Origin of the sequence: Hoyosella altamirensis, assembly GCF_014191505.1 — a bacterium.
Classification (GTDB): Bacteria; Actinomycetota; Actinomycetes; order Mycobacteriales; family Mycobacteriaceae; genus Hoyosella; species Hoyosella altamirensis.
Window position 1 is genome coordinate 612934 of the sequence record NZ_JACHWS010000001.1, and the last position, 17245, is coordinate 630178.

Genomic DNA, 17245 nt, shown 5'->3' on the forward strand with positions numbered 1-17245 from the left:
GCCGAGATAGCGCCGGGACAGCTTGGCGCAGCTGAAGAACCTAGTGAACAACGGTTACCGTGGTCGGTAACCCACAGACTACCGAGAGCAGGAAGAACATGGCGGAGCTGACGATCTCCTCCGACGAGATCCGTAGCGCGATCGAGAATTACACCGCGAGCTTTACACCGGAGTCCTCTCGCGAGGAGGTTGGACTTGTCGTTGACGCGAGCGACGGCATTGCTCACGTCTCCGGACTTCCGTCGGCGATGTCAAACGAGCTCCTGGAGTTTGCGGGCGGCGTCCTGGGTGTGGCCCTTAACCTTGAAGACCGTGAAATCGGTGCGGTGATTCTCGGTGACTTCGAGAAAATCCAGGAGGGCCAGGAAGTCAAGCGGACCGGAGACGTTCTCTCGGTTCCCGTTGGCGACGGCTTCCTCGGCCGCGTTGTTGACCCCCTCGGTGCGCCGATTGATGGCCTAGGCGACATCGAATCATCAGAGACTCGCGCGCTTGAGCTGCAGGCCGCTTCGGTACTGGAGCGTCAGCCTGTTCACGAGCCGCTCCAGACGGGTCTTAAAGCTGTCGACGCGATGACCCCAATCGGGCGTGGGCAGCGTCAGCTCATCATTGGTGACCGCAAGACGGGCAAGACCGCGGTCTGCGTTGACGCGATCCTGAACCAGAAGGCCAACTGGGAGTCGGGCGACTCCACCAAGCAGGTGCGTTGCATCTACGTCGCGATCGGTCAGAAGGGATCGACCATCGCGGGCATCAAGAGCGCTCTCGACGAGCACGGTGCGATGGAATACACCACGATCGTCGCCGCACCCGCGTCCGATTCCGCTGGTTACAAATGGCTCGCGCCGTACACCGGTTCCGCCATCGGGCAGCACTGGATGTATCAAGGCAAGCACGTTCTGATCGTTTTTGACGATCTCACCAAGCAGGCTGAGGCCTACCGCGCCATCTCGCTTCTCCTCCGTCGCCCGCCGGGTCGCGAAGCCTACCCAGGCGACGTGTTCTACCTGCACTCGCGCCTCCTCGAGCGCTGCGCAAAACTCTCGGATGAATTGGGCGCTGGTTCGATGACGGGTCTTCCGATCATTGAAACCAAGGCGAACGATGTCTCGGCGTACATCCCGACCAACGTCATCTCGATTACTGACGGCCAGGTCTTCCTCGAGTCAGACTTGTTCAACAAGGGCATCCGCCCTGCTATCAACGTGGGTATCTCGGTGTCCCGAGTTGGTGGTGCCGCGCAGACCAAGGGCATGAAGAAGGTCTCCGGTACATTGCGGCTCGAACTTGCCCAGTACCGCGAGCTAGAGTCGTTCGCGGCATTCGCCTCCGATCTTGATGCGGCGTCCCGATCCCAGCTCGAACGCGGCCAGCGTCTCGTGGAGCTGTTGAAGCAGGATCAATTCGCTCCTGTCTCTGTCGAAGATCAGATCGTCACGATCTACCTCGCAGGCCAGGGCGTGTACGACAGCGTGCCCGTTGGCGACATCCGCCGGTTCGACTCGGAAATGCTCGAGGATCTGCACCGAAATGCCAAGAGCGCATTCGAGTCGATCGAGGGCGGCAAGGCATTGTCCGATGAGGCATCGGAAACTCTTCTCGAGGCAGTTGAGAAGTTCAAGCAGGGGTTCATCGCGTCCGACGGTAGCCGTGTAGTCAACGAGCCTGAAGCTGAAGCACTCGATGAGAGTGAAGTTGACCATGAGCAGCTCAAAGTCAAGCGAAAGGTTCGCCGGTGAGTGTGGTAACCGGCGTAATCGAGAGCTATGAAGGGGCGTGACTGACCTATGGGAAGCTTGAGGGAACTGCGCTCGCGCATCAAAACCGTCAACTCGACGAAGAAAATCACCAAAGCGCAGGAGCTGATCGCGACCTCACGGATCGTGAAAGCTCAGGCTCGAGTTGAACAGCACACGCCCTATGCTGAGGAAATCACCAAAGTTATCGGCGAGCTGACCACGGCGTCTCGGTCTCTGGATCACCCGCTCCTCAGCGAACGCGAGAATCCGCAGCGTGCCGCTGTACTTGTGGTCACCAGCGATCGCGGAATGTGTGGCGCGTACAACTCCAACGTCCTTCGCGAAGCTGAGGAATTGATTCAGCTGCTCCACAGCCAGAACCGGGACGTAGTGCTCTACGTCCTCGGCAACAAAGGGCTGATTTACTACACATTCAGAGGGCGTGACGTCGCGGGCTCCTGGACAGGCTTTTCGCAGCAGCCGAGCTATTCGGATGCGTCGCCGGCGAGCACGCATCTGGTCGAACTCTTTATGGCCGGGTCGGGCAATCATGTCGACGCACCAAACGGTGAAGGCACCGTCGAGGGTGTCGACGAGTTGCATATCGTCTTCACCAAGTTCCAGTCGATGCTGAGCCAGAAGCCGCTAGTGCGCCGGATGGCGCCGATTGAAATCGACATCGAGGAAGAGGAACTCAAACTCGGTGAGGACATGCTCAGCAGCGCTCCGGATGCAGATGCGCCGGTAGCTGCGTGGAGCTTTGAGCCGGATGCAGACTCACTTCTTGCTGAGATCCTGCCGAAGTACGTCAGCACGCGAATCTATGCGGCGCTTCTCGAGGCTGCTGCGTCGGAGTCTGCAGCTCGCCGCACCGCGATGAAGTCGGCAACGGATAACGCGAACGAACTCGCGAACTCCTTGACCCGGCAAATGAACCAGGCCCGACAGGCCATGATTACCCAGGAAATCAGCGAAATCGTCGGCGGCGCGAACGCGTTGGCCTCGAGTGCAGGAAGTGACTGATCCAGATGACCGCCGCAGTAACTGAAACCTCACAGAATGGTTCGTCGACCAGCCATGGCCGCGTCGTTCGCGTCATCGGCCCCGTGGTCGACGTTGAATTCCCGCGTGGATCGGTACCTGAGCTTTTCAACGCGCTCCACGCCGAAATCACGCTAAAAGCAGTAGCGAAAACCCTGACGCTTGAGGTTGCGCAGCACCTCGGTGACAACCTTGTGCGCACCATCTCGATGCAACCGACCGACGGTCTCGTCCGTGGCACCCCAGTCGAGGACACGGGTAAACCCATTTCCGTTCCCGTCGGCGACGTCGTGAAGGGTCACGTCTTCAACGCACTGGGTGACTGCCTCGACGCGCCCGGCACAGGACGTGACGGGGAGCAGTGGGGTATCCACCGCAAGGCGCCCGCTTTCGACACCCTTGAAGGTAAGACCGAGATCCTCGAAACCGGTATCAAGGTCATCGACCTTCTCACGCCGTACGTGAAGGGTGGAAAGATCGGCCTGTTCGGTGGTGCCGGTGTCGGCAAAACCGTGCTTATCCAGGAGATGATCACCCGTATCGCGCGGGAGTTCTCAGGTACCTCGGTGTTCGCTGGTGTCGGTGAGCGCACCCGTGAGGGAACTGACCTCCATCTCGAGATGGAGGAAATGGGCGTCCTACAGGACACCGCGCTAGTGTTCGGTCAGATGGACGAGCCGCCCGGAACGCGTATGCGTGTCGCGCTGTCCGCGCTGACGATGGCTGAGTACTTCCGCGATGTTCAGAAGCAGGACGTGCTCCTGTTCATCGACAACATCTTCCGTTTCACGCAGGCGGGCTCAGAGGTATCGACCCTGCTCGGGCGTATGCCTTCCGCAGTGGGTTACCAGCCCACGCTCGCCGATGAGATGGGTGAGCTTCAGGAACGCATCACGTCGACTCGTGGGCGATCGATTACGTCGATGCAGGCGATTTACGTGCCTGCTGACGACTACACCGACCCAGCACCTGCGACGACATTCGCCCACCTGGATGCGACGACCGAGCTTTCGCGGCCAATCTCGCAGATGGGTATTTACCCAGCTGTGGACCCCCTGACCTCGACCTCCCGCATCCTCGAGCCGACAATCGTCGGAGCCGAGCACTTCCGCGTGGCGAACGAAGTCAAGCAGATCCTCCAGAAGTACAAGGAACTGCAGGACATCATCGCCATCCTCGGCATGGACGAGCTCTCAGAAGAAGACAAGATCGTCGTCGGTCGTGCACGCCGCCTGCAGAAATTCCTCGGCCAGAACTTCATCGTCGCTGAGAAGTTCACCGGCGAGCCTGGATCTGTTGTGGCTCTCACCGACACCATCGAGGCGTTCGACCGTGTCTGCAAGGGCGAATTCGACCACCTTCCGGAGCAGGCGTTCAGCAGCTGCGGTGGCCTCGATGACGTCGAGAAGGCAGCGAACAAGCTAGCTGGGAAGTGATCTGCTGTGGCTGAGATGGCAGTTGAACTCGTTGCTGTCGAAGAGCGACTATGGTCCGGAACCGCAACGATGGTGGTCGCGCAGACAACCGAGGGTGAGATCGGCGTCATGCCTGGCCACGAGCCTGTGCTCGGTCAGCTCATCGAAGGCGGTGTCGTGGCGATCACGACGTCGGATGGAGAGCGTATGGTCGCGGCAGTCGATGGAGGGTTCATCTCTATCACCGCACGCTCGGTGACCGTCCTGGCTGAGTCAGCCGAGTGGGCAAAGGATATCGATGTTGATGCCGTCAGGCGGACGCTCGATGAAGCAGGGGATGACGAGGAGGCTGCAGCACGTGCACGTGGCCGCCTCCGAGCCGTGGAACGCCAGTAGCGGCAGCAATGGGCCGCTAGAGATAACCAAGTAAAACCGCGAGTGAGGATGTTCGTCTAGTGGACGGTGGAATGATTCTCCTGATCATTCTGCTTGTCCTGCTAGCCGCCTTCACCGCGGTTTTTCTTATTCGCATCGTTGAATTGCGCAGTGGAGGAACATCGGCGGTCGTCCGGATCCTCCCTTCCGCTAAGTCGGAGGGCTGGCGGCATGGAGTCATCCGCTACCGCGACGAATCCCTCGACTTTTACCGGCTTTCACGATTGATCCCGGGCCCCAGCGTGCGTCTGAACCGTCAGACCGCGGAGATCGAGTCGCGTCGTCGGCCGGACGGGGGAGAGCTCGACCTCATGGACCCCGGCGTGACGATCGTCGGGGTCCGCGCGGGCGGGACTCACTATGAGTTCGGTTTCGAGCGGGGTGCGCTCACTGCGTTTCTCGCCTGGATTGAATCCAGACCACCACGCCGCGCACGGCGGCGCAGTCGCTGGAATTCATGACTCAGGGCTTCTCTCCGCAGGCTCAGGTGATCGGTCACCAGCCGGGCGCCAGAGCACATCGCCGCTGGTGTTTGTGACGCGGCTGAGTATGAAGAGCAGGTCTGAGAGCCGATTCAGGTACTTCGCGGGCAGCGGCGCAGCCGCTTCACCCTCCGACTCAATCAGCAACCACGAGGATCGCTCCGCTCGACGGGCAACGGTTCGTGCGACATGCAGGAGTGCTGATAGCGGTGAGCCTCCTGGGAGGACGAACGATGTCAGCGGAGGCAGCGACTCGTTGAAACGATCGCACCATCCCTCGAGCCGGGTCACGTACTCCTCGGTGATCCGCAACGGCGGATATTTCGGATTCTCTGATTTCGGAGTCGAGAGATCGGCGCCAAGATCGAAAAGATCGTTTTGTATGACCTCAAGAACGTCTCGAATCTCCTGAGGCGGGTTGCCCAGTGCGATGGCGACTCCGATTGCGGCATTTGTTTCATCCGTATCCGCATAAGCTGTGATGCGCGGCGCGGTTTTTGGAACGCGGCTGAAGTCACTCAGGCCGGTAGTTCCGTCATCCCCGGTTCGCGTATAGATTCGCGTTAGATGTACACCCATATCTGCACCGTACCGGCGCAACGGCAGCCGGACCGATAAGCTAGGTGACCGTGAGTGATCGATTTCTCGTGACCGGCGGTGGCCGCCTCTCGGGCGAGGTAGTTGTTGGCGGCGCGAAGAACAGCGTTCTGAAGCTGATGGCAGCCGCGCTACTTGCTGAGGGCACCACAACAATTACTAATTGTCCTGACATCCTGGATGTTCCTCTCATGGCGGAGGTCCTTCGAGGGCTCGGTTGTGAAGTCACGATTGAGGGCGACGTCGTCAGAATCACGACGCCACCAGAGCCGAAGTATCAGGCTGACTTTCCTGCGGTACGACAGTTCCGGGCCTCCGTGTGTGTGCTTGGCCCGCTCGTCGCTCGTTGTCACCGGGCAGTCGTAGCTCTGCCCGGCGGTGATGCGATCGGGTCGCGGCCGCTCGATATGCACCAGGCTGGGCTGCGATTGTTGGGGGCAACGAGCACGATCGAGCACGGGTGCGTGGTCGCTGAAGCTCAGGAGTTACGTGGCGCGGACATCAGACTTGCGTTTCCGTCTGTCGGTGCGACGGAGAACATCCTGATGGCGGCGGTCCTATCCAAGGGGCAGACGACTCTGGACAACGCGGCGCGAGAACCTGAAATCGTCGACCTCTGCATGATGCTGAACCAGATGGGCGCGCAGGTCTCGGGGGCGGGCACGAGCACGCTGACTATCAGAGGTGTCGACAGGCTGAAGCCAGTTACTCACCGCGTTATCGGCGACCGGATTGTGGCGGCCACGTGGGGCGTAGCAGCCGCAATGACACGCGGAGACGTCACCGTCCGTGGTTCCGCGCCTAGTCACATGCAGCTGGTGCTGAACAAGCTGAGTGAGGCGGGCGCCGAAATTACCCACGGTCCGCGGTGGTTCCGAGTGGTTCAGCGGGACCGCCCCAAGGCCGTCAACTTTGCGACACTGCCGTATCCCGGTTTTCCGACCGACCTTCAGCCGATGGCTATCGGCCTGGCGGCGGTGGCTGATGGAACTTCCATGATCACGGAGAACGTGTTCGAAGCGCGCTTCAGATTCGTCGAGGAGATGGTCCGGCTAGGAGCCGATGCACGTACAGACGGTCACCACGCAGTCATCCGTGGCGTCGAGCAGCTGTCGAGCGCGCCTGTCTGGTCTTCGGATATTCGCGCCGGTGCTGGCTTGGTTCTTGCGGGGCTCGTCGCAGATGGGGAGACCGAGGTTCACGATGTCTATCACATAGACCGTGGCTACCCGCGGTTTATCGAGGACATGCAGCAGCTCGGGGGCGATGTCCGACGCGCGTCACCATGATCGTGCCACTCGCTCAACTGCCAGTTTGCGTTCGGTGCAATGGGTGTGTAACTTAGCTGTTCGTCGCCAGCGAGCGGCGGGCCCGGTGAGGGCCAGGAGCTCGCGAAAACCCTTAAGTCGCAAGCAGGATTCAGGTTTGACCTCCTGCGATAATCGAGTTAAGATTGGTGGCTGTGCCCTGAGGGGGTCTGGACTGTTTGGTTTGGGTCTTGGGGTGTGTTGTTTGAGAACTCAACAGTGTTTTGGTTTTTGTTTGATGGTGCCGGGATTGATGACAGTCCTTTGGTGCTGTTGTTTGGATGCCTGATTCAGATCCCTAGTCGGGGTTGGGTGTCTGTTTTTGTTTTTTTTGCCAGTTTTTGGCTCTGTTTTTCTGATCGTGCTCTGGTGCTCCTTTGTGGGGTGTTGGGGTGTGTTTGGTTTTTAACGGAGAGTTTGATCCTGGCTCAGGACGAACGCTGGCGGCGTGCTTAACACATGCAAGTCGAACGGTAAGGCCTTTCGGGGTACACGAGTGGCGAACGGGTGAGTAACACGTGGGTGATCTGTCTTGCACTCTGGGATAAGCCCGGGAAACTGGGTCTAATACCGGATAGGACCTGCTCCTGCATGGGGGTGGGTGGAAAGCGCTATGTAGCGGTGTGAGGTGGGCCCGCGGCCTATCAGCTTGTTGGTGGGGTAATGGCCTACCAAGGCGGTGACGGGTAGCCGGCCTGAGAGGGCGACCGGCCACACTGGGACTGAGACACGGCCCAGACTCCTACGGGAGGCAGCAGTGGGGAATATTGCACAATGGGCGCAAGCCTGATGCAGCGACGCCGCGTGGGGGATGACGGCCTTCGGGTTGTAAACCTCTTTCAGCGCCGACGAAGCGAGAGTGACGGTAGGCGCAGAAGAAGCACCGGCCAACTACGTGCCAGCAGCCGCGGTAATACGTAGGGTGCGAGCGTTGTCCGGAATTACTGGGCGTAAAGAGCTCGTAGGTGGTTTGTCGCGTTGTCTGTGAAAACCTACTGCTTAACAGTGGGCGTGCAGGCGATACGGGCAGGCTGGAGTACTGCAGGGGAGACTGGAATTCCTGGTGTAGCGGTGAAATGCGCAGATATCAGGAGGAACACCGGTGGCGAAGGCGGGTCTCTGGGCAGTAACTGACGCTGAGGAGCGAAAGCGTGGGGAGCGAACAGGATTAGATACCCTGGTAGTCCACGCCGTAAACGGTGGGTACTAGGTGTGGGTTCCTTCCACGGGATCCGTGCCGTAGCTAACGCATTAAGTACCCCGCCTGGGGAGTACGGCCGCAAGGCTAAAACTCAAAGGAATTGACGGGGGCCCGCACAAGCGGCGGAGCATGTGGATTAATTCGATGCAACGCGAAGAACCTTACCTGGGTTTGACATGCACTAGACGCGTCCAGAGATGGGCGTTCCCTTGTGGCTGGTGTGCAGGTGGTGCATGGCTGTCGTCAGCTCGTGTCGTGAGATGTTGGGTTAAGTCCCGCAACGAGCGCAACCCTTGTCTCATGTTGCCAGCACGTAATGGTGGGGACTCGTGAGAGACTGCCGGGGTCAACTCGGAGGAAGGTGGGGATGACGTCAAGTCATCATGCCCCTTATGTCCAGGGCTTCACACATGCTACAATGGCTGGTACAGAGGGCTGCGATGCCGTGAGGTGGAGCGAATCCCTTAAAGCCGGTCTCAGTTCGGATCGGGGTCTGCAACTCGGCCCCGTGAAGTCGGAGTCGCTAGTAATCGCAGATCAGCAACGCTGCGGTGAATACGTTCCCGGGCCTTGTACACACCGCCCGTCACGTCATGAAAGTCGGTAACACCCGAAGCCCATGGCCCAACCCCTTGTGGGAGGGAGTGGTCGAAGGTGGGATCGGCGATTGGGACGAAGTCGTAACAAGGTAGCCGTACCGGAAGGTGCGGCTGGATCACCTCCTTTCTAAGGAGCTTTGCTCTTAGAGATAATTATTGCGGCCTGGCTTGCGTGACCGTTCGTGTCACGGGCTGTGGGCCGTGCCGGGTGGACATCATCAAACAATTTCTCCGCTGTGTGCGGGGTGCTGGAACACTGTTGGGGTTCTGAGGCAGCACGCCTGGTCTCTCCTGTTGTGGGGGGATTGTGTGGGTGTGGTGTTTTCAGGGGCATGGCTGATAGTGCCTGGCGGGAGTGGATGTTCACACGGTGTGTGGGGTCTGTGGCTGGGTGGTGTTGGTTGTGTGTGTTGTTTGAGAGCTGGATAGTGGTGTGACGAGTGTTTATTGCTTGTGATTGATTTTTTGTGTTGTAAGTGTTTAAGGGCGCATGGTGGATGCCTTGGCATCAGGAGCCGATGAAGGACGTGGGAGGCCGCGATAGGCCTCGGGGAGCTGTCAGCCGAGCTGTGATCCGAGGGTGTCCGAATGGGGAAACCCAGCACGAGTGATGTCGTGTTACCTGCCGTTGAATGTATAGACGGTGTGGAGGGAACGCGGGGAAGTGAAACATCTCAGTACCTGCAGGAAGAGAAAACAATTGAGTGATTCCGTGAGTAGTGGCGAGCGAAAGCGGATGGTGGCTAAACCTTGTGCGTGTGATACCCGGCGGGGGTTGCGTATGAGGGGTTGTGGGGCAGTGTTGTTCTGTTACCGCCGTGACAGTCAGATCCAGTGTGTGTGTTAGCGGAAGCCGCTTGGGATGGTGTGCCGGAGAGGGTGAGAGTCCCGTACGCGAAAATGTATGCCTGGTCTGTGACGTTGTACCCGAGTAGCAGCGGGCCCGTGAAATCTGCTGTGAATCTGCCGGGACCACCCGGTAAGCCTGAATACTCCCTGATGACCGATAGTGGATAAGTACCGTGAGGGAATGGTGAAAAGTACCCCGGGAGGGGAGTGAAATAGTACCTGAAACCATGCGCTTACAATCCGTCAGAGCCTTCCCCTTTTGGGGTGGGGTGATGGCGTGCCTTTTGAAGAATGAGCCTGCGAGTTAGTGGCATGTCGCGAGGTTAACCCGTGAGGGGCAGCCGTAGCGAAAGCGAGTCTGAATAGGGCGTTGCAGTGGCATGTTCTAGGCCCGAAGCGGAGTGATCTACCCATGGCCAGGGTGAAGCGTCGGTAAGACGTCGTGGAGGCCCGAACCCACTTAGGTTGAAAACTGAGGGGATGAGTTGTGGGTAGGGGTGAAAGGCCAATCAAACTCCGTGATAGCTGGTTCTCCCCGAAATGCATTTAGGTGCAGCGTCACGTGTTTCTTGCCGGAGGTAGAGCTACTGGATGGCCGATGGGCCTCACCAGGTTACTGACGTCAGCCAAACTCCGAATGCCGGTAAGTGAGAGCGTGGCAGTGAGACTGCGGGCGATAAGGTTCGCTGGTCGAGAGGGAAACAGCCCAGATCGCCGGCTAAGGCCCCTAAGCGTGTGCTAAGTGGAAAAGGATGTGGGACCGCTCAGACAGCCAGGAGGTTGGCTTAGAAGCAGCCACCCTTGAAAGAGTGCGTAATAGCTCACTGGTCTAGTGGTCCTGCGCCGATAATGTAGCGGGGCTCAAGCACACCGCCGAAGCCGCGGCACTCCAGCATGACATCCGCACACCTCTTTGGGGGTGTGTGCAGTGGCTGGGGTGGGTAGGGGAGCGTCCTGCATCCAGGGAAGCAGCCGTGTGAACGAGTTGTGGAGGGTGTGGGAGTGAGAATGCAGGCATGAGTAGCGAAAGCAGAGTGAGAAACTCTGCCGCCGGATGACCAAGGGTTCCTGGGGCAGGTTAATCCGCCCAGGGTGAGTCGGGACCTAAGGCGAGGCCGACAGGCGTAGTCGATGGATAACGGGTTGATATTCCCGTACCCGTGTGGGCGCGTCCGTGGTGAATCGGTGAGACTAACCACCCAGAAGCCCTCTGTCCCGCTTCGGCGGGTGTGAGGGTGGATGCGTGGGACCTGATCCGGTAGTAGCCAAGCGATGGGGTGACGCAGGAAGGTAGTGGGGCCAGTCAGTGGTAATACTGGTGTAAGCCTGTAGCCCGGTGGATAGGTAAATCCGTCTGCCATCAAGGGTGAGAGGTGATGCGACCCCGTTGAGGGGGATTCCATGATCCTATGCTGCCGAGAAAAGCCTCTAGCGAGTTCCCGCATGGCCCGTACCCCAAACCGACACAGGTGGTCAGGTAGAGAATACTAAGGCGCTCGAGTTAACTGTGGTTAAGGAACTCGGCAAAATGCCCCCGTAACTTCGGGAGAAGGGGGACCACGCCCGGTGAGCCACCATTGCGTGGGGAGCTGGGGGTGGTCGCAGAGACCAGAGAGAAGCGACTGTTTACTAAAAACACAGGTCCGTGCGAAGCCGCAAGGCGAGGTATACGGACTGACGCCTGCCCGGTGCTGGAAGGTTAAGAGGACCGGTTAGCCCGTTAGGGCGAAGCTGAGAATTTAAGCCCCAGTAAACGGCGGTGGTAACTATAACCATCCTAAGGTAGCGAAATTCCTTGTCGGGTAAGTTCCGACCTGCACGAATGGCGTAACGACTTCTCTGCTGTCTCAACCACAGGCTCGGTGAAATTGCATTACGAGTAAAGATGCTCGTTACGCGCGGCAGGACGAAAAGACCCCGGGACCTTTACTGCAGCTTGGTATTGGTGTCTGGTTCGGTTTGTGTAGGATAGGTGGGAGACTGTGAAACCCTCACGCCAGTGGGGGCGGAGTCGTTGTTGAAATACCACTCTGACCGGATTGGGCATCTAACCTCGGACCCTGAACGGGTTCAGGGACAGTGCCTGGTGGGTAGTTTAACTGGGGCGGTTGCCTCCTAAAAAGTAACGGAGGCGCCCAAAGGTTCCCTCAGCCTGGTTGGCAATCAGGTGTTGAGTGCAAGTGCACAAGGGAGCTTGACTGTGAGACGTACATGTCGAGCAGGGACGAAAGTCGGGACTAGTGATCCGGCACCCCCGAGTGGAAGGGGTGTCGCTCAACGGATAAAAGGTACCCCGGGGATAACAGGCTGATCTTCCCCAAGAGTCCATATCGACGGGATGGTTTGGCACCTCGATGTCGGCTCGTCGCATCCTGGGGCTGGAGTAGGTCCCAAGGGTTGGGCTGTTCGCCCATTAAAGCGGCACGCGAGCTGGGTTTAGAACGTCGTGAGACAGTTCGGTCTCTATCCGCCGCGCGCGTTAAGAAACTTGAGGAAACCTGTCCCTAGTACGAGAGGACCGGGACGGACGGACCTCTGGTATGCCAGTTGTCCCACCAGGGGCACGGCTGGTTAGCCACGTCCGGAAGGGATAACCGCTGAAAGCATCTAAGCGGGAAGCCCGTTCCAAGATGAGGTTTCTCACCAACACGATTGGGTAAGGCCCCCCACAGACCATGGGGTTGATAGGCCAGAACTGGAAGCACGGCAACGTGTGCAGGTGACTGGTACTAACCGGCCGAGGACTTACACACAACCCAACACAACACAAACACGCGCACACACCACTACCCAGCATCTGAAACAACACACCACCCCTTGCCACAACAAAAAAAGCTTGTCACGGCGGCCATAGCGGAGCGGGAAACGCCCGGACCCATCCCGAACCCGGAAGCTAAGCCCTCCAGCGCCGATGGTACTGCACACGCGAGAGTGCGGGAGAGTAGGACACCGCCGGACATTATCCCGAAAAGACGGGGCGAGAGTACTCGCCCCGTCTTTTTGCTTTCGGCCTTAACTCGGTGTTGAGGCTGCTTTGCTTTTGAGGAATTCCTGCGGAATCACCAGTTCAGTTTCACGGTTTCTGCCGCGCAATGTGACCCGGTCGTAGGATGCCCATTTTTTCGCCTCAGACTTCTTCGCGGCATCAATTGTTTCGCGCGATGCAACGGTACATCCAGGCACCTTCTTTGAGAGATCGGAAAGTCGCGCCGCCTCATTAACAGGATCGCCAATAACGGTGTATTCGAAACGTTCGTGGGCCCCTACGTTTCCTGCCACTGCACGCCCATAGGCAACTCCGATTCCCGCCTCACAGTCCGGGACCTCGCGTTTGAGTCGGTTCATAATCTTACGTGCCGCTGCGAGTGCTGAGCCGGCCGGATCGTTAAGTTCAGTAGGAGCACCGAAGATCGCGAGAGCCGCATCGCCTTCGAATTTGTTGATGAACCCGCCATGGGAGTCGACCTCCTCGACGATCACAGCGAAGAATCTATTCAAAAGGGCGACAACTTCCTTCGGTGGATTGTTTGCGGCGAGCGTCGTAGAACCGATGACATCAATGAAGAAAACAGCAACGTTACGTTCTTCGCCACCGAGCTCGGCGCGATCGCTGAGTGCCTTTTCTGCCACTGCGCGTCCCACGTGCCGCCCAAAGATGTCTCGCATGCGTTCGCGATCCCGGAGGCCGTCGGCCATACGGTTGAAACCGACCTGAAGGTCTCCGAGTTCGGTTCCATCGAAAACGACAACCTTGGCGTCTAGGTCACCCTCTTCGACACGGTGCATTGCCGCCCGAACGAGCCGGATCGGCGCGATCGTCCGCAGCGCTGTGAGGATTTCCATGAGCAGCCCGAAGCAGAGCACAATCGCGCCGAGCGCCAGAATTGCGATGATGAGTTGCTTGATCTCGACGTCATCCCGAATCGCTGCAGCAATAGCGATGATCATCAGTCCCGCAACGGGCACGCCAGTACCGAGACACCAGCCCGCCAGAGAGCGTCCGACCGTACCGACTCTACGGCGGGGTCTGTCACCGGCTGCGAGTGCTTCCGCTGCGATCGGCCGCAGCGCGAATTCGCTGAGCAGGTAAGAAATTGCGCACACCACGATTCCAGCGGCAGCGACGGTGAACGCGATCTTAGCGATGGCGTCCGGTTCGATCACCCCGTAGAGGACCGTGAACAACACGGTCGCAAGTCCCCACAACACGAACTGGATCACCGTGAGCCGCCACGGAGTCGCGAGCGCGGTCCGTTGTTCTTTCGGGGTAGGTTCTTCACCCTCGCGTGACCAGCGGAGGTCCTTGAGCGCGCGTTTGGTGCCCCACAGAATACCGATCAGCAGTGCGAGCCCGACGTAGGCGGGAACAACGACGAAGTTGGGAATGAGGAACTGAGTGTCGCGGAGGACGTCAGGGCCCGGCACGACGAACGCAACCAGCGCCAAAAGAATTGCCACACCGATGACGTTTGCGCTCACGATGAACACGGTGAGCAGTACCTGAATTCGGACGCGCCGCTTGAACCTGCCTTCGCGCTCGCTACCCAGTAACCACGAGCCCATGGGGGAGTCCAATGACGGTAGTAGGCGCATAGTCTTGAGACTAGGCGAGTGGCCGCGATGATTTGCGGCATTGTCGGGTGGCAGATGTGCGCTGGCCATTCGGCGCGGCCGTTAGGCCGAGTAAGTCTCGCGCCCGTATGGTGAACGGGTGCGTTTAGTGATCGCTCATTGCCAAGTTGACTATGTAGGCCGATTGACGGCGCATCTGCCGATGGCGAAGCGCCTGCTCATGGTGAAGTCGGACGGCTCGGTCCTCGTCCATTCGGATGGTGGTTCGTATAAGCCACTGAACTGGATGTCACCTCCTTGCTGGCTGACTGAAGAGCCGGACAAGTGGGTGGTGCGCAACAAAGCTGGGGAAGAGTTGATCATCTCGATCACCGAAGTCCTGCACGATTCTAGCCACGAACTGGGCGTAGACCCCGGTTTGGTGAAGGACGGTGTTGAAGCGCACCTGCAGAAGCTGTTGGCCGAACATGTGACGACTCTGGGTGACGGCTGGACTTTGGTGCGGCGCGAGTTTCCGACAGCGATTGGTCCCGTGGACCTGATGTGCCGGGATGCTTCCGGCGCATCCGTCGCGGTTGAGATCAAACGCCGCGGCGAAATCGATGGGGTTGAGCAGCTCACCCGGTACATCGAACTGCTCAACCGCGACCCGCTCCTTGCTCCTGTTCGTGGGGTGTACGCCGCCCAGCAGATCAAACCGCAAGCGCGCACCCTCGCAGAGGATCGCGGTATCCGGTGCGTCGTGCTCGACTACGACGCTCTGCGTGGTGCGGAGTCAGCTGACTTACGGCTCTTCTAAAGGAAAGCGGTGTGCGGTAGCCGCCGTGGATATTCGAATTTTCTCGCCCAGATTGGTGCCGGTTCCGGTGATGTTGTCCCTACGCTAGGGGTGCGGGTGTGCTCAAGCGAAGACTGAGGAGTGATCGTGGTCGCGACAGAATCTGCAAAAGCGCTCGATGAGTTGTGCGTGAACACCATCCGGACCTTGTCCATTGACGCAGTTCAGGCCGCGAATTCTGGGCACCCAGGAACGCCTATGGCGATGGCGCCAGTGGCGTACACGCTGTGGCAGCAATTCCTCAGGTACGACCCTACTGCGCCAATCTGGCCGGACCGGGACCGATTCGTGCTGTCCGTGGGTCACGCATCGGCTTTGCTCTACTCGATGCTTCATTTGTCCGGTGTTCGCTCCGTCAACCCCGACTACGAAACTCTCGGTGATCCGGCGGTCAGCATCGATGACCTTCGCAACTTCCGGCAGTTGGATTCCAAATGCCCGGGACACCCCGAATACCGCTGGACAGCAGGTGTCGAAGCAACCACCGGCCCACTTGGGACGGGCCTGGCCACGAGTGTCGGCATGGCTATCGCGGCCAGGTGGCTCGCAGCGTATTTCAATCGGCCCGGATTTGACCTGTTCACGTACAACACCTACGCCCTATGCGGTGATGGTGACCTGATGGAAGGTGTTGCCGCGGAGGCCGCATCGCTTGCGGGGCACCTTGAACTATCGAACCTCTGCTGGATCTACGACAGCAACGAGATCAGTATCGAAGGCAGTACGGAACTCGCGTTCACCGAAGATGTGGCCACCCGCTTCATTGGCCACCGCTGGCGTGTGCTGCGTGTTCGCGACGCCAACGACGCGAGCGCCCTGGCTGCGGCGGTGAGTGAATTCCAGAGTGAGACAGAGCGGCCCACGCTGATCATCGTTGACAGCCAGATCGGTTACGGAGCGCCAACGAAACAGGGAACGGCTTCGGCACACGGTGAACCGTTGGGGGAGTCCGAGGCCGCGGCGGCAAAGCGCTTCTACGGCTGGCCGGAAGATGCGCAATTCCTTGTCCCCGACGGTGTGTATGAGCATTTCGCCGACGGTATCGGTGCCCGTGGACAGCAATTGCGGAACGAGTGGGAGATTCTCTTTGACCGGTACCGGAGTGAGTACCCGGAACTGGCAGGCCAGCTGGATGCGATGCTGCGCAGGCAGCTGCCTGACGGCTGGGACGCGGAGATACCCGAATACCCAGCCGACGCAAAGGGTGTCGCCACACGCAGTTCCTCAGGCGAGGTGCTCAATGCGGTAGCGACAAAGTTGCCATGGCTGCTGGGTGGCTCAGCCGACCTGGCACCGTCGACGAAGACTCGCCTGACGTTCGATGGCGCCGGCGATTTCAGTTCCGGCGACCTCGGGGGCCGGAATCTCCATTTCGGGGTGCGGGAGTTCGCATCGGCGGCGGTGGCGAACGGGCTTGCGCTCGCGAAAATCCGCGCTTATTGGTCGACGTTCCTCATTTTTTCTGACTTCGCGCGGGGTGCGATACGGCTATCCGCGCTGATGGAACTGCCTGTCATCCACATCTTTACGCATGATTCGATCGGGGTCGGTGAAGATGGCCCGACCCACCAGCCTGTGGAGCACCTCGCTTCGCTGCGGGCGATTCCGGGGCTCGACGTGTTCCGGCCCTGCGACGCCAACGAGGTTGCTGAAACATGGCGAACGGTGATGCCCCTGCGTCATGAGCCTGCAGCGATCGTGCTCACCAGGCAGAACCTCCCCACGCTGGACCGTCGGCGATACGGCGCGGCGGCAGGCGTTGCGCGCGGCGCCTACATACTCGCGGATCCGCCCGGCGGCGAAGCGCCCGACGTCATTGTCCTCGCAACGGGCAGCGAAGTTCATATTGCTATCGCCGCGTACGAGCAGCTCACAACTGAAGGAGCACGCGTCCGTGTAGTGAGCATGCCGTGTCAGGAACTTTTCGATCGGCAGCCCGCCGAATACCGGCGAACGGTTTTGCCGCCACATATCACTGCGCGCGTCGCGATTGAGAAGGCATCGACGCTTGGCTGGGACCGCTACACAGGATTCGAGGGAACGATAATCGGCATGCACACCTTCGGAGCGTCTGCGCCCTTGAAGGAGCTTCAGACAAGGTTCGGTTTCACTCCGGATAACCTCACGGAAACGGTTCGCGGGTACCTCGAGCCGACGGTGTGACCGTCCT

At 59.3% G+C, this 17245-nt stretch carries 10 protein-coding genes and 3 rRNA genes; 11 read left to right on the top strand and 2 right to left on the bottom strand.

Annotated features, from left to right (window positions below; translation table 11 throughout):
• Positions 1-98: 98 nt before the first annotated feature.
• The 5 genes from atpA (at position 99) to FHU29_RS03025 (ending at position 5091) form a co-directional block, all read left to right on the top strand.
• Positions 99-1739 (top strand): F0F1 ATP synthase subunit alpha, encoded by a 1641-nt coding sequence (atpA, locus tag FHU29_RS03005; RefSeq protein WP_064439791.1) that lies wholly within the window; start codon positions 99-101, stop codon positions 1737-1739.
• A gap of 48 nt (positions 1740-1787) precedes the next feature.
• The gene (locus tag FHU29_RS03010; RefSeq protein WP_064439792.1) at positions 1788-2762 is read left to right on the top strand and encodes a F0F1 ATP synthase subunit gamma; all 975 of its coding nucleotides are present in this window, start codon (positions 1788-1790) and stop codon (positions 2760-2762) included.
• Between the two features lie 5 nt (positions 2763-2767).
• Positions 2768-4216: a F0F1 ATP synthase subunit beta gene (atpD, locus tag FHU29_RS03015; RefSeq protein ID WP_064439793.1), complete on the top strand. Its 1449-nt coding sequence runs from the start codon at positions 2768-2770 to the stop codon at positions 4214-4216.
• Positions 4217-4222: 6 nt separating this feature from the next.
• Positions 4223-4591, top strand: coding sequence for a F0F1 ATP synthase subunit epsilon (locus FHU29_RS03020; RefSeq protein ID WP_083962242.1), 369 nt, complete (start codon positions 4223-4225; stop codon positions 4589-4591).
• A 71-nt stretch (positions 4592-4662) separates the two neighbouring features.
• A complete protein-coding gene (locus FHU29_RS03025; RefSeq protein ID WP_064439866.1) occupies positions 4663-5091 on the top strand; it encodes a DUF2550 domain-containing protein in 429 nt (142 codons plus the stop codon).
• On the opposite strand, the gene FHU29_RS03030 is transcribed toward FHU29_RS03025, so the two are convergent.
• Positions 5086-5691, bottom strand: coding sequence for a cob(I)yrinic acid a,c-diamide adenosyltransferase (locus FHU29_RS03030; RefSeq protein ID WP_064439794.1), 606 nt, complete (start codon positions 5689-5691; stop codon positions 5086-5088). The genes FHU29_RS03025 and FHU29_RS03030 overlap by 6 nt on opposite strands.
• A 50-nt stretch (positions 5692-5741) precedes the next feature.
• On the opposite strand from FHU29_RS03030, the gene murA reads away from it, so the two are divergent.
• From murA to rrf, 4 genes are all read left to right on the top strand, one after another.
• Positions 5742-6998 (top strand): UDP-N-acetylglucosamine 1-carboxyvinyltransferase, encoded by a 1257-nt coding sequence (murA, locus tag FHU29_RS03035; RefSeq protein ID WP_064439867.1) that lies wholly within the window; start codon positions 5742-5744, stop codon positions 6996-6998.
• A gap of 423 nt (positions 6999-7421) precedes the next feature.
• Positions 7422-8943: ribosomal RNA gene (locus tag FHU29_RS03040) — 16S ribosomal RNA — on the top strand.
• A 343-nt stretch (positions 8944-9286) separates the two neighbouring features.
• Positions 9287-12418, top strand: a 23S ribosomal RNA gene (locus FHU29_RS03045).
• Positions 12419-12505: 87 nt separating this feature from the next.
• A 5S ribosomal RNA gene (gene rrf, locus FHU29_RS03050) occupies positions 12506-12623 on the top strand.
• Together the 16S, 23S and 5S rRNA genes form the textbook arrangement of a ribosomal RNA operon.
• Before the next feature lie 54 nt (positions 12624-12677).
• Here the strand turns inward: rrf and FHU29_RS03055 are convergent.
• Positions 12678-14258 (bottom strand): adenylate/guanylate cyclase domain-containing protein, encoded by a 1581-nt coding sequence (locus tag FHU29_RS03055; RefSeq protein ID WP_064440335.1) that lies wholly within the window; start codon positions 14256-14258, stop codon positions 12678-12680.
• A 118-nt stretch (positions 14259-14376) separates the two neighbouring features.
• Here FHU29_RS03055 and nucS point away from each other — a divergent pair, with 118 nt between their 5' ends.
• Complete coding sequence (gene nucS / locus FHU29_RS03060; RefSeq protein ID WP_064440115.1) at positions 14377-15036, top strand: endonuclease NucS; 660 nt, start codon at positions 14377-14379, stop codon at positions 15034-15036.
• A gap of 126 nt (positions 15037-15162) precedes the next feature.
• Positions 15163-17238 carry a transketolase gene (gene tkt, locus FHU29_RS03065; protein ID WP_064440116.1) on the top strand — a complete coding sequence of 692 codons (2076 nt, stop codon included), beginning with the start codon at positions 15163-15165 and terminating at the stop codon, positions 17236-17238.
• The last annotated feature ends 7 nt before the right edge of the window (positions 17239-17245 follow it).

What these genes read in the sequence shown, in the direction of transcription:
- atpA (WP_064439791.1), top strand. Translation starts at nt 99, where the DNA reads ATGGCGGAGCTGACGATCTCCTCCGACGAGATCCGTAGCGCGATCGAG.
- FHU29_RS03010 (WP_064439792.1), top strand. Translation starts at nt 1,788, where the DNA reads ATGGGAAGCTTGAGGGAACTGCGCTCGCGCATCAAAACCGTCAACTCG.
- atpD (WP_064439793.1), top strand. Translation starts at nt 2,768, where the DNA reads ATGACCGCCGCAGTAACTGAAACCTCACAGAATGGTTCGTCGACCAGC.
- FHU29_RS03025 (WP_064439866.1), top strand. Translation starts at nt 4,663, where the DNA reads ATGATTCTCCTGATCATTCTGCTTGTCCTGCTAGCCGCCTTCACCGCG.
- FHU29_RS03030 (WP_064439794.1), bottom strand. Translation starts at nt 5,691, where the DNA reads ATGGGTGTACATCTAACGCGAATCTATACGCGAACCGGGGATGACGGA.
- FHU29_RS03055 (WP_064440335.1), bottom strand. Translation starts at nt 14,258, where the DNA reads ATGCGCCTACTACCGTCATTGGACTCCCCCATGGGCTCGTGGTTACTG.